This is a genomic window from Rhodoferax sp. U11-2br (assembly GCF_018619435.1).
Taxonomy (GTDB): Bacteria; Pseudomonadota; Gammaproteobacteria; order Burkholderiales; family Burkholderiaceae_C; genus Rhodoferax.
In genome coordinates this window covers 63,362-76,182 of the sequence record NZ_JAHFZF010000006.1, presented here as the reverse complement: position 1 = coordinate 76,182, position 12,821 = coordinate 63,362, and the positions used below count along the sequence as shown (strand labels likewise).

Below are 12,821 nucleotides of genomic sequence, written 5' to 3'. Positions count from 1 at the left end.
GTCACAGCCATTTCGCCAAAGGGCTGCCAGCCACCGGTTCACGCGGGCGCAAACAGGGTACAAACTGGCCTTCTCCGGCCTGTGCCGTGAACACCCCATCGCGCCAGACGGTGCGTCCGCGTGACAGGGTATGGGCTGGCCAGCAGCGCAGGCTCCTGCCTTCGTAAGGGGTGTAGTCACAAGCACTGTGCAACATCTCAGCCTTCAGCTGCCGCTCCTGTCCCGGTGTATACATCTCCCAGATCACCAGGTCAGCATCGCTGCCCACGGCAATCGTGCCCTTTTGCGGGTACAGCCCATAGAGTTTGGCCGGGTTGGTCGAGGTCAGGGCGACAAAACGCTGCAGGTCGATGCGACCGGTGAGCACACCTTCACTCATCAGCAGCGGCAGCCGGGTTTCCACACCGGGGATGCCGTTGGGCACCAGATTGAACGGTGCGGCCGGACCGGCGATTTTTTTGCCCTGCTCACCACCGTAGTTGAACGGTGCATGGTCGGAGGAGACGATGGTGAACAAGCCGTTGGCCAGGCCGGTCCAGACCACTTCCTGGTTGCCCTTGTCGCGCGGTGGCGGGCTGCAGATGCAGCGCATGCCGTAGGCGCCGTCGTCGTTCTGGGGCCCCAGGTCTTCCGCACTCAGCAGCAGGTATTGCGGGCAGGTCTCGGCAAAAATCGGCAGGCCCCGGCCACGCGCCCAGTGGATTTGCTCAATCGCCTCTTTGCCCGACACATGTACGATCAGGATCGGGGTGTCGAGCAGTTCCGACAGGGCAATGGCGCGGTGGGTGGCCTCACGCTCCACCACCATCGGGCGCGACTGGCTGTGGTAACCCGGCGCGCTCAAGCCCGCGGCCAGCAGTTGCTCGGTCAACCAGCCGATGCAGTCGCTGTTTTCAGCGTGCACCATGGTCATGGCGCCATGTTTGCGCGCGGTGGCCAGCACCTCGATGATCTGGCGGTCACCCAGCTTCATGTCGTCGTAGGTCATGTAGATCTTGACCGAGGTGTAGCCCTCGGCAATCAGGCGCGGCAGTTCTTCCTGGATCAGCTTGGGCGAGGTGTCCGAGACGATCAGGTGAAAGGCATAGTCGATCACCGCCTTGCCCTTGGCACGCCGGTGGTAGTCATCCACCGCTTCCTGCAAGCTGTGGCCGCGTTGCTGGGTCGCAAACGGGATCACGGTGGTGGTGCCGCCACAGGCGGCGGAGCGGGTGCCGGTGAAAAAATCGTCGGAAAACACCGAACCGTCACTGGTGGGCTGGTCCAGGTGCACATGGCCATCCACGCCACCAGGGGTAACCAGTCGCCCGCAGGCGTCGATCACTTCGGCAGCGTTGGGACTCAGGGTCTGGGCGATGGCCACAATACGGCCGTCCCGGATGCCGATGTCGGCGCTGTAGCGGTCGGCGGCGGTGGCAATGTCGGCGTTTCTGATGATCAGGTCAAAATCTGTCATGGGCAGGGCTCCTGTCGGAAAGAGGGTTCAGCGTTGTTCGATGACTTCAGCCGCCCGGATGCGCGGCTCGCTCTCAGAGGCATTGCCGTAGGCACGGCCATAGTGGCGCTCGATGCGGCGTTGCACAAAGTCCCAGGCCGAGGTGAGCAACAGGTAATACAAAGCGGCCACCAGGAACAGCTCCAGCACCATGAAACGCTCCTGAATCAGCACCTGGGTGCGACGCAGCAGTTCCTCCATGGAAATCACCGAGGTCACTGACGTTGTTTTGAGCAGACCGTTGATGCTGTTGCCCAGCGTTGGCACGATCAGGCGCATCGCCTGCGGAAAAATGATGAAACGCAGGGTTTGGGCGCTGGTGAAGCCCATGGCCCGGGCGGCATTGGTCTGACCGACCGGGATCGACTGGATGCCGCCCCGCACAATCTCGGCCAGGTAGGCGGCCTCGTTCAGAATCAGCCCGATCAGCGCCGACTCGATCACTGAGAATTTCAGGCCCAGCTGGGGCAGGCCGGTGTAGATGATGATCAGCTGCACCATCAACGGTGTGCCACGGAACAGCCAGATGTAGAAATGTGCCGGGGCGTAGAGCCAGCGCCGTTTGGACAGGCGCGCCAGGGCCAGGCCACAGCCCAATACCAGGCCACCGGCAATGGCCGCCAGCGTCAGCCAGACGGTGGTAAACACCCCCCCCAGGATGAACGGGTTGAACAGATAGTCGAAAAACCCCGACCAGCTCCAGCCTTGACCCATGACTTGTCTCCTAGAGGGAATGTTGGCAACGTTGCTTAATTGGCTGGACCTTTGACCACCATGGCGCCGTCAGCCGGCTTCACACCGTAGCTGCTGAACAGCTTCTGGAAGCTGCCATCGGCCCGCATGTCGTTGAGCACCTTGGCCACGCTCTCAGCCAGCGGTTTGTTCTTGAGGGCCAGTGCCACCGGTGTCGGGAACAGGCCGGAGAGCACACGTTCAAAGTCGCCGCGTTTCTGGTATTCGGTCGCGGTCGAGTCGATCGACAGGGCCACTTCCACCTGACCGGCGCGCAGCGACTGGAACGACATCGCAAAGTTGTCAAAGGTGCGGATGTTCATGCCCTTCAGCCCCTTGTCGGTGAGCTGTTTGTCCAGCTCGCGGGTCTTTTTCTCTTCAAACCCACCGAGTTCAACACCAATGGTTTTGCCCGACAGGTCTTCCACCTTGCTGATCTTGCCCGGGTTGCCCTTGGCGGTGGAGATGCTGATGGCCTGGTCTTCGTACACCACCATCTGCATCAGTTTGGCGCGTTCTTCGGTGTAGAAGATGCCGGTGTTGATCATGTCCCAGCGGCCGGCCTGCAGCCCGGGCACCATGGCCGAGAACTCGATACGCACATACTCTGGCTTGAGGCAAAGGCGTTTGGCGATCTCTTCACCGAGTTCCACACGCATGCCTTTGAGGGCGCCGTTCTGGTCGACAAACTGCATGGGTGGCAGGGTCGGGTTCACCGACATGGTCAGCACCCCTTTTTTCACCAGGGCCGAGTCCGGCACGGGGTATTTGCAGTCTGCGGCCTGTGCATGGGCGGCGAACAAGGCGGTGGTGATGGAGACAGCGGCAAGTGCGAATTTCATGGTCAAAATCCTTTGGGAGCGGTTGAAGACAGGAAGGGCAGGGGGAACAAATGGGTTCAGGCAATGCTGTTCAACAAACCGAGCTTGTTGAGTTCATGGCGCAGCTCGGCCGCATCTGTGGCAGGCAGCGGCAGGCGTGGAGGACGGGGTGTACCCACCGGCAAACCCATCATGCCCAGCGCATCTTTGGAGGCCGCCACATAACGGTGACCACCAACCCAGCGCACGATCGGCAACATCTTTTTGTACAAGGCCAAGGCTTTGTCCATGTCCTTTTGGTCAGCCACCAGTTCAAACAGCTGGGCTGACATGGCAGGAATCAGGTTGGAACACACCGCCACCCAACCCTGGGCACCCAGCCAGAATGACTCGTAACCCAGAATGCCGGCAAACACCGTCATGCGGTCACCACACAGGTCGATGATGTCGCGCACCCGGGTCACTTCCAGGGTGGACTCTTTGATGTAGCTGCAGTTGTCGATCTGCGACAGCCGCGCCACGATGCCGGGTGTCAGGTCGACATTGGCGGTGGCCGGGTTGTTGTAGAGCATGATCGGGATGTCGATGGCTTCACCCACCTTGCGGTAGTGGGTGAACAACTCGTCCTCGGTCGGGCAAGAGTAATAGGGCGGGATGATCATCACCCCGTCCGCACCCATGGATTGGGCTTCCTTGCTGAGGCGCACACAGTCGTCGGTCCATTCCGCGCCGGTACCAATGAGCACTGGCACCCGCTTGTTGGCGGTCTGGATGCAGGTTTCAATCACCAGCTGGCGTTCATCGGGGGTCATCGACAGGAACTCGCCGGTGCTGCCCAGAGGAATCAGGCCATGGATGCCTTGCTCAATCTGCCAATTCACCAGACGCTTCAAAGCCGGGACATCCACATGCAGGCCATCCGCAGTGAAGGGCGTGATCAGGACGGTGTAAGTGCCACGAAAAGAGGTCATAGGTCGCTCGCTCTGTGAAATGAAAAGAAGGTTTGAAGAATTTGTATTCGCAAAGTATACGTGTATTATACGTATACGTTCAAAACTTCGATGTAATTCACGACAACTTGCCACCATGACGGCGCGTCTTACCCACCCCCTGATCCAAAGCACCGGTCGCCCGGTGTTTTTCTCCTATGACGGCCAGACGCTGCAGGCGCTGGAAGGGGAAACCATCGCCGCCGCCCTGGCCGCCCACGGCATCCGAAGCTTGCGCCACACCCGTGATGGCCAGCGTCGCGGCCTGTACTGCGGCATGGGCGCCTGCCAAGAATGCTTGGTGACCGTGGATGGCCTGGGCAGTCAACGCGCCTGCCTGACCAAGGTGCAGGACGGTCAGGTGGTGACTGCTGCCTTGGCACCCAACGCACCCGACGGGTTGGCCAGCCAGGCTGCTACGCGATCACTCACACCACCACCGCAGAAAGAGCCCAACACGATCCAGGTCGAGGTGCTGGTGGTGGGTGCCGGGCCAGCCGGTTTGTCCGCCGCTCTGGCTGCACGCAAAAGTGGTGCCAAGGTCACGGTGCTGGACGAGCGGCCCCAGACCGGTGGCCAGTTCTACAAGCCGCTGGCGCCGTCCCAGGTCGCGGGGCAAGCGCTCGACAAACAATTTACAGACGGCTTACGTCTGACCCGCAATGTCTTGGTCGCCGGGGTGGAGATCCAGCAAGGCGCACAGGTGTGGGCGGCCCTGTCTGCTACCGAGGTAGGGGCGGTCGTGGATGGGCATGCCACGGTGTACCACTGCCAACAGCTGGTCATTGCGGCGGGTGCCTATGAACGCCCGGTGTCCTTTCCCGGCTGGACCTTGCCGGGCGTGATGACCACCGGCGCCGGGCAAACCCTGGCCCGGGCTTACCGTGTGGCGCCGGGGCAACGGGTGGTGATTGCGGGCAACGGGCCGCTCAATCTGCAGCTCGCAGTGGAGTTGGTACGCGGCGGCGCCAAGGTGCTGGCGGTGCTGGAAAGTGCACCACGCCCTAGCCTGCGGCACTGGCGTGAGCTATTGCTCGCCGGTCGAACCGGTGCAGACCTGCTGCTCGATGGTGCACTTGCGCTGGCGACACTGCGCCGCTTTGGTGTGCCGGTGTTGTGGGGACACACGGTGACCAGCGCACGGGGGCACGCCGAGCGCGGGCTGGACACGGTATGCGCCGCCCAGTTGGATGGCCAAGGGCAGTTGGTACCTGGCAGTGAACGCAATTTTGAGGCAGACGCCCTGTGTGTGGGTTACGGCTTCATCCCCTCCACCGAGCTGCCCCGTATGCTGGGCTGCCAGCACCGGTTTGTGGCGCGACATCTGGGCTACCTGGCCACGGTCACCGATGAAGAAGGCCGCAGCAGCCTGCCAGGTGTTTGGGTGGTGGGCGATGGTGCGGACATGGGTGGCTCGCGGGTGGCCGCAGCGCGCGGCAGTCTGGCCGGTTACGCCGCTGCCCGCCAACTGGGCTACAGCGGCGATGCGCCAGCGCAAACGCGACAGCAACTGCAGCGCGCCCTGGACTTTCAGCGCGCGTTGTGGGCCATCTACCAGGCGCCCGAGCTGGATCTCTCAAAGGTGCCGGATGACACCCTGCTATGCCGCTGCGAAAACATCAGCTTTGGTGATGTGCGCGCCCAGATCGCCGCTGGGCGCGACACCCTGGCCGCCATCAAACGCAACACCCGCCTGGGCATGGGCCGCTGCCAGGGGCGCTACTGCGCCAATGTGGCAGCTCGGTTACTGCATGAAACCCGTGGTGCCAACACCACGACGGAACAGTACTTTGCACCACGTGTACCGGTGCGCCCGCTGCCCGCTGGCGTACTGGCCTTTGAAAAACCCGAATGGGGTGGCCACCGGCCTGCCATCACACCGAATCTGGCACGCCCCAGAGAAACCGAAGCGCTGGCACCGCAAAAAGCCGATGTGCTGGTGATTGGCGGCGGGGTGCTGGGCGCCAATCTGGCCTACTTCCTGGCCCAGGCCGGGCAAGACGTGCTGGTGGTCGAGCGAGACGACATCAACCTGCAGGCCTCGGGTGCCAATGCGGGCAGCCTGCATGTGCAGCTGTTGTCCTTCGACTTTGGGGACAAGGCCCAGCAAGGCGGTGGCCCGGCCGCCGCCACCTTGCCACTGGGGCCGATGTCGGTGCGCCTGTGGCAGCAGATCCAGGACGACTGCGGGGAAGACCTGGAGGTCAAGATCACCGGTGGCCTGATGGTGGCTGACAGCGCCAAAGGCATGGACTTTCTGCAGGCCAAGGTGGCACTGGAACGCAGCCATGGCATCGAGGCGCATGTGGTGGATGGGGGCGAACTGCGTCGCCTGTCACCCAGCCTGTCACCCAAGCTGCTGGGGGCTGAATGGTGCCCGATGGAGGGCAAGATCAACCCCTTGCGCGCAACCTATGCGGTGGCACGCCGTGCAACTGAATTTGGCGCCCGGTTTTTACGCAGTTGCAATGTCGAGCGGATCGAGCCGAAAGTTGGCGCCCAGGCCGGTTTCACGGTGTACACCTCGCGCGGGGTGATCCACGCGGGCCGCGTGGTCAATGCCAGCGGTGCCTGGTCCAGCGCCGTGGGGGACATGTTGGGTGTCAAGATTCCGGTCAAGGGCGCACCCTTGCAGATGATCGTGACAGAACCGGCGCCGCCCATGGTGCGCCATCTGATTGCCCACGCCGACCGCCACCTCAGCATGAAACAAGCGGCCACCGGTGGCCTGATCATTGGTGGCGGCTGGACCGCCGCCTACAACGACAGGATGCGGCTGAACCAGACCGAACGCAGCAGCATCGAGGGCAACCTCTGGGTCGCCAACCAGGTGTTGCCCGCGCTGTCCGGCCTGCATGTGCTGCGTACCTGGGCCGGTATGAATGTCAACATCGACGGCGCGCCGATCCTGGGCGAGGTGCCCGGTGTGCCGGGCTTTTTCAACGCCGTCACGTCCAACGGTTACACCCTGGCGCCGATTGTGGCCAAGCTGGTCACCGAGTTGCTGGTGCACGGTCACACCGACTTTGACATCCGCCCCTACAGTCTTTCCCGTTTCCTCTGAACCTTGTATGACAACCCTCGACAAAACCTCTGCCAAAGCTGCGATGCGCAGCTTCATTGAACAACATTTTGACCAGCAGGTGGACGCATTGGCGCGCCTGGTGCAGTGCCCGTCCGACAACCCACCCGGTGACTGCACCCCCCATGCGCTGGTCTCCGCCCAGTGGCTCAGCAGCATGGGTTTTGTGGTGGAACATCACGAGGTACCTGTAGAACAGGCGCAGCAGCATGGCATGCGCAGTGTGACCAACCTGATCGTGCGTGAGACTTTTGGCAGCGGCGGCCCGGTGATCGCCTTGAACGCCCACGGTGATGTGGTGCCCCCCGGCGAGGGTTGGACCGACAGCCCCTACAGCGGTGTGGTCCGTGATGGCTGGTTGTATGGCCGGGGCGCGGCGGTGTCCAAGTCCGACTTCACCACCTACGCCTATGCCCTGTCTGCGCTCAAAAACCTGGCTCAGGAACAAGGTGTGGCTTTGCAGGGCCAGGTCGAACTGCACTTCACCTACGACGAGGAAACCGGTGGGTTGACCGGCCCGGGTTGGCTGCTCCAGCAAGGCCTGACCCACCCCGACTATGTGTTGTCTGCCGCGTTTTCACACCAGGTGGTGGTGGCCCACAACGGCTGCTTGCACCTGGAAATCACCTTGCGTGGCAAATCCGCCCACGCGGCCTGGCCCGACACCGGTCATGACGCGATAGAGGCCTGTGTGCCGCTGATGTCGACCCTGTACCGCTACCGCGATAGCTTGGCCGAGCATCCGTCTGCCACCCCAGGCATCAGCCACCCGACCCTGGTGGTTGGGCTGATCAAGGGTGGCATCAACACCAATGTGGTGCCCGACACCCTGACCCTGCGGGTGGATCGGCGCATCGTGCCAGAAGAAGTGCCCGAGCAGGTGGAGGCCGAACTGCGGCAGGTGGTGGCCGACGCGGTAGCAGCATTGCCCGGCATCTCGGCCGAGGTCACACAAATCTTGCTGGCGCGCCCGTTCAAGCCGGTGCCGGGCGCCCAGGCTTTGACCGAACTGGTCTGCCGTGAAGGCAGCGCGGTGCTGGGCACACCGGTGACACCGGTGGGCGTGCCGCTCTACACCGACGCACGGCTCTATTGCGAGGCCGGTATCCCGACCGTGATGTATGGCGCGGGCCCCGCCACCTTGCTGGCGGCCAACGGTCACCGCGCCAATGAACGCGTGCCGCTGCGAGAACTGCAGTTGACCACCCAGGTCGTGGCCAATGTGTTGCTGGAACTGCTGGCGGCCTGACGACTTCAACCCTTCACCCACAGAAAGTGACAACATGATTGACATCAACAATGTGAGCAAGTGGTACGGCAACTTCCAGGTGCTGACCGACTGCAGCACCCAGATTCACAAAGGCGAGGTGGTGGTGGTGTGTGGCCCCTCAGGCTCGGGCAAGTCCACCCTCATCAAGTGTGTCAACGCGCTGGAGCCGATCCAGCGCGGCGACATCGTGGTCGACGGCATGTCGGTGACCGACCCCAAGGTCAACCTCAACACCCTGCGTTCCCGCGTGGGCATGGTGTTTCAGCACTTCGAGCTGTTCCCGCACCTGACGATCACCGAGAACCTGACCCTGCCACAAACCAAAATCCTCAAGAGGGAAGACGGCGAGGCGCGTTCCAAAGCGGCCAGCCTGCTCGAGCGTGTGGGCTTGGTTGCCCATGCTCACAAATTCCCGGCACAACTCTCGGGCGGCCAACAGCAGCGGGTGGCGATTGCGCGCGCTCTGGCGATGGACCCGATTGCGATGTTGTTTGACGAACCCACCTCGGCACTCGACCCGGAGATGGTCAACGAGGTGCTGGACGTGATGGTGCAGCTGGCGCGGGAGGGCATGACCATGATGTGTGTCACCCACGAGATGGGTTTTGCCCGCAAGGTGGCGCACCGCGTGATCTTCATGGACCAGGGCACGATTGTGGAAGACTGTGCCAAGGAAGAGTTTTTTGGCAACCCGCAAGCCCGCAGCGACCGGGCGCAACAGTTCTTGTCCAAGATCCTGCAGCACTGATTGTTTGGGTCAAGCGCGCTAGTGCGGGAGCGCGAGGGCTGCTGTCTGACAAGTGTCAAACCGGGTCTAAGTACACTGCCGTCACATCAATTCCTTGATGTAGATTAAGACTGGCTCACGCCTCATTTCCTGCATGTTTGCCCACCAACGCCTGCTGTCAACCTGGATCGCCATTTGGGCGATTGTGTTGAATGCGCTTGTGCCCACGCTGTCGCTGGCGTTGGACACGAGCCGGGCCGAACCCACCCCCGTTGTTGGTCACTGGATCGAGGTGTGTTCGGTGTCGGTCTCCCTTTGGGTGTTGCTGGACGCCGACGGCCAGTGGCTGGCCCAGAGCAGCCAGCGGCCCGAAGGTACGCAGGACAGTGCCCATGACGGCCACTGCCCCTATTGCCTGACCCATGCCGCCTCGTTTGGCCTGCTGCCACCAACGGTGAGTGGCTTGGCGCCCTGGCCGGGGGTTGTCGACAGCGCGGCGCCAACAGCGCCACCCTTGCCTCAGCAACTGGTCTGGCTGACACCTGCGGCACGGGCACCACCGCAGGCCTTCTGAACCCACATTGCCAGCGCTCGCCCGTGGGTCCTCTCCCAGCCGCCGGGTGATGAAGCTTTGTGTGTTTTCGGCCTCCTGCGGCTGAGGACAGCACAACACGTTTGCCTTCTTCTGTTGCCTATCTGAGGGTCAAAAAAATGACTCACCCATCTGCTGCCCAGGTTCAACCGACCCAGCGCCGGCTGAGCTATTTGCGCCGTGAACTGCTGTGGGCGATTGCGCTCAAGCTGGTTCTGCTGTTCTCGCTCAAAGCGGCGTTTTTTCCACAGCGCCTGCCCGCGCCAGAGGCCGCCTCAGGCGTGGCCGATCGCATCGCTTTGCCCAGCCCCCCTGCACCTTCCATCTCTTCCAAGGACCAACCATGATCTCTGAATCCGTGGTGGATCTGTCGCGACTGCAGTTCGCGATAACCGCCCTTTATCACTTTTTGTTCGTTCCCCTCACGCTGGGGCTGTCGTTCCTGCTGGCCATCATGGAGACGGTTTATGTCCTCTCTGGCAAGACCATCTACCGTGACATGACCAAGTTCTGGGGCAAGTTGTTTGGCATCAACTTTGCCCTGGGTGTCACCACCGGGCTGACGATGGAGTTCCAGTTCGGCACCAACTGGGCCTACTACTCGCATTACGTGGGCGACATTTTTGGCGCGCCGCTGGCGATTGAAGGGCTGTTGGCCTTCTTTCTGGAATCCACTTTTGTTGGCCTGTTCTTCTTTGGCTGGGATCGCCTGAGCAAGGTTGGGCATCTGGCGGTAACCTTTCTGGTGGCGATTGGCTCCAACCTGTCGGCGGTGCTGATCCTGATTGCCAACGCCTGGATGCAAAACCCGGTGGGCTCGGACTTCAACCCGGTCACCATGCGTATGGAGCTCACCGACTTCTTTGACGTGGTGTTCAACCCGGTGGCCCAGGCCAAGTTTGTGCACACCATCAGTGCGGGTTATGTGACCGCCTCGATTTTTGTGCTGGGTGTCAGCAGCTGGTATTTGCTCAAGGGGCGCGACCGGGGTTTTGCCTTGCGTTCGTTTCGCATTGCCGCAGCGTTTGGTCTGGCCTCGGCGCTGTCGGTGATTGTGCTCGGTGACGAGTCAGGCTACAGCGCAGCCGAAACCCAGCAAGCCAAGATGGCCGCCATGGAAGGCATGTGGAAGACCGAGCCAGCCCCCGCCGGGCTGACCCTGTTTGGCATTCCCGACGAAGCCAATCGCACCACCCATGCCGAGGTCCGCATCCCCTACGTGCTGGGCCTGATTGGCACCCGCACGGTCGACAAAACCATTCCCGGCATGGATGAGATTGAGAAGACCACTGCGGCACGCATCGAGCGCGGCGTGGTCGCGGTCAAGGCACTGGAAGCGTTGCGCCAAGACCCCAAGAACGCCAACAAGCTGGCCAGCTTCACCGCGGTCAAAGCCGATCTGGGCTACGGTCTGCTGCTCAAAAAATACATAGCAGATGTGTCACAAGCCACCCCGGAGATGAAAGCCCGGGCAGTGGACGATGCGATACCGCGGGTCGCGCCGATGTTCTGGTCGTTCCGCATCATGGTGCTGATCGCGGGGCTGATGCTGGCGCTGATGGCGGTGGCGTTCTGGTCCTCGGTTCGTAACCGCATTGAGTCACGCCCCTGGTTGCTTAAGTGGGCGCTGTGGAGCATTCCGCTGCCCTGGATCGCCTGTGAAATGGGCTGGGTGGTGGCCGAATATGGCCGCCAGCCCTGGACCGTCCAAGGCATGTTGCCGACCCATTTGTCCACCTCGGTGCTGTCCTCGGGCGACATCATGTTTTCTTTGGCCGGTTTCCTGATTTTCTACACCCTGCTGCTGGTGGCCGAGCTGTATCTGATGTTCAAGTACGCCCGCCTCGGGCCATCGAGCCTGGGCACCGGCAAATACGCGCTGGAGAAAACCACACCCGCCAGCGGTGCCTCCGCCACGCCGGTGTACGCCGCCGCGCACGCTTCCAAGGAGATCTGAGATGTTTGACTACGCCATTTTGAAACTGGTCTGGTGGCTGCTGGTGTGTGTGCTGCTGATTGGCTTTTCCATCATGGACGGGCACGACATGGGCGTCGGCGCCCTGCTGCCCTTTGTTGGCAAAACCGATGACGAGCGCCGTGTGTTGCTCAACACCGTGGGGCCCCATTGGGAGGGCAACCAGGTCTGGTTCATCACCGCCGGTGGCGCCATCTTTGCGGCCTGGCCGCTGGTGTATGCCACCGCGTTCTCGGGCTTCTACTTTGCACTGATGGCGGTGTTGTGGGCCTTGTTCTTCCGCCCGGTGGGGTTTGAGTACCGCAGCAAGGTGCCCAACGCGCGCTGGCGCAGCGCCTGGGATTGGGGCCTGTTTGTTGGCGGTGCGGTACCGGCACTGGTGTTTGGCGTGGCCATCGGCAACATCATCACCGGTGTGCCGTTCCACTTTGAGGACAACATGATGCCGGTCTACACCGGCAGCTTCTGGGCGCTGTTCACCCCGTTCAGCTTGCTGTGTGGGGTGGCCAGCCTGACCCTGCTGCTGTTCCATGGCGCGAACTACCTGCAATTGCGCACCGAGGGTGTGCTGGCCGAGCGTTCGCGCCAGGCCGCGCTGGGTGCTGGTGTGGTGTTGCTGCTGATGTTTTCGCTGGGTGGGGTACTGGTGGCCAACATGCTGGGTTACCAGATCACCTCGACCGTGGTGCCGGGTGAGGCTGTGTCGCCTGTCGGCAAAACGGTGGTGTTGCAGATAGGCGCCTGGATGGGCAACTACGCGGCCTACCCCCTGACCTGGGCCCTGACGGTGCTGGCCTATGTCGGGATTGTGCTGGGGTTGCTGGCGGCGTTTGTGCGCAAACCGGGTCTGGCGTTCATCGCCAGTGGCCTGGCTTGTGCCGGTGTCATCTTGACGGCCGGTGCGGCGATCTTCCCGTTTGTGCTGCCCTCCAGCACCCACCCGGGTCACAGCCTGACGGTGTGGGACTGTGTCTCCAGCCAGCGCACACTCAACATCATGTTCTGGGTGGCATTGGTCATGACACCCATCATCCTGGTCTACACCAGCTGGGCGTACCGTCTCATGCGCGGCAAGATCACCGTGGCACAGATCCAAGCCAGCGGCAAATCGCTCTACTGAACCAACAACGTAAAGGAA

At 62.1% G+C, this 12,821-nt stretch carries 11 protein-coding genes; 7 read left to right on the top strand and 4 right to left on the bottom strand.

Annotation, left to right across the window (positions count from 1 at the left end):
• Nucleotide 1: 1 nt before the first annotated feature.
• From hydA to dapA, 4 genes are read right to left on the bottom strand one after another with little or no spacing between them, the layout of a single operon-like run.
• Nucleotides 2-1,456, bottom strand: coding sequence for a dihydropyrimidinase (gene hydA, locus KKO72_RS05780; protein WP_214936364.1), 1,455 nt, complete (start codon nucleotides 1,454-1,456; stop codon nucleotides 2-4).
• Between the two features lie 27 nt (nucleotides 1,457-1,483).
• Nucleotides 1,484-2,209 (bottom strand): amino acid ABC transporter permease, encoded by a 726-nt coding sequence (locus tag KKO72_RS05775; RefSeq protein WP_214936362.1) that lies wholly within the window; start codon nucleotides 2,207-2,209, stop codon nucleotides 1,484-1,486.
• Nucleotides 2,210-2,244: 35 nt separating this feature from the next.
• Entirely contained in the window at nucleotides 2,245-3,069 is an 825-nt protein-coding gene (locus KKO72_RS05770; RefSeq protein WP_214936360.1) for an ABC transporter substrate-binding protein, read from the bottom strand.
• A 56-nt stretch (nucleotides 3,070-3,125) separates the two neighbouring features.
• Complete coding sequence (gene dapA / locus KKO72_RS05765) at nucleotides 3,126-4,019, bottom strand: 4-hydroxy-tetrahydrodipicolinate synthase (RefSeq protein WP_214936358.1); 894 nt, start codon at nucleotides 4,017-4,019, stop codon at nucleotides 3,126-3,128.
• Nucleotides 4,020-4,134: 115 nt separating this feature from the next.
• On the opposite strand from dapA, the gene KKO72_RS05760 reads away from it, so the two are divergent.
• From KKO72_RS05760 to cydB, 7 genes are all read left to right on the top strand, one after another.
• Nucleotides 4,135-7,101 carry an FAD-dependent oxidoreductase gene (locus tag KKO72_RS05760; RefSeq protein WP_214936356.1) on the top strand — a complete coding sequence of 989 codons (2,967 nt, stop codon included), beginning with the start codon at nucleotides 4,135-4,137 and terminating at the stop codon, nucleotides 7,099-7,101.
• 7 nt (nucleotides 7,102-7,108) lie between these two features.
• On the top strand, nucleotides 7,109-8,368 hold the full coding sequence (locus KKO72_RS05755; protein WP_214936354.1) for a M20/M25/M40 family metallo-hydrolase: 1,260 nt from the start codon (nucleotides 7,109-7,111) through the stop codon (nucleotides 8,366-8,368).
• 34 nt (nucleotides 8,369-8,402) lie between these two features.
• Complete coding sequence (locus KKO72_RS05750; protein ID WP_214936352.1) at nucleotides 8,403-9,137, top strand: amino acid ABC transporter ATP-binding protein; 735 nt, start codon at nucleotides 8,403-8,405, stop codon at nucleotides 9,135-9,137.
• Nucleotides 9,138-9,270: 133 nt separating this feature from the next.
• Nucleotides 9,271-9,690, top strand: coding sequence for a DUF2946 domain-containing protein (locus KKO72_RS05745; RefSeq protein WP_214936350.1), 420 nt, complete (start codon nucleotides 9,271-9,273; stop codon nucleotides 9,688-9,690).
• Nucleotides 9,691-9,827: 137 nt separating this feature from the next.
• Nucleotides 9,828-10,055: a cytochrome oxidase putative small subunit CydP gene (cydP, locus tag KKO72_RS05740; RefSeq protein WP_214936348.1), complete on the top strand. Its 228-nt coding sequence runs from the start codon at nucleotides 9,828-9,830 to the stop codon at nucleotides 10,053-10,055.
• Nucleotides 10,052-11,665: a cytochrome ubiquinol oxidase subunit I gene (locus KKO72_RS05735; RefSeq protein ID WP_214936346.1), complete on the top strand. Its 1,614-nt coding sequence runs from the start codon at nucleotides 10,052-10,054 to the stop codon at nucleotides 11,663-11,665. The genes cydP and KKO72_RS05735 overlap by 4 nt, the downstream gene beginning before the upstream one ends.
• A gap of 1 nt (nucleotide 11,666) precedes the next feature.
• Nucleotides 11,667-12,803, top strand: coding sequence for a cytochrome d ubiquinol oxidase subunit II (gene cydB / locus KKO72_RS05730; RefSeq protein WP_214936345.1), 1,137 nt, complete (start codon nucleotides 11,667-11,669; stop codon nucleotides 12,801-12,803).
• Nucleotides 12,804-12,821 lie beyond the last annotated feature (18 nt).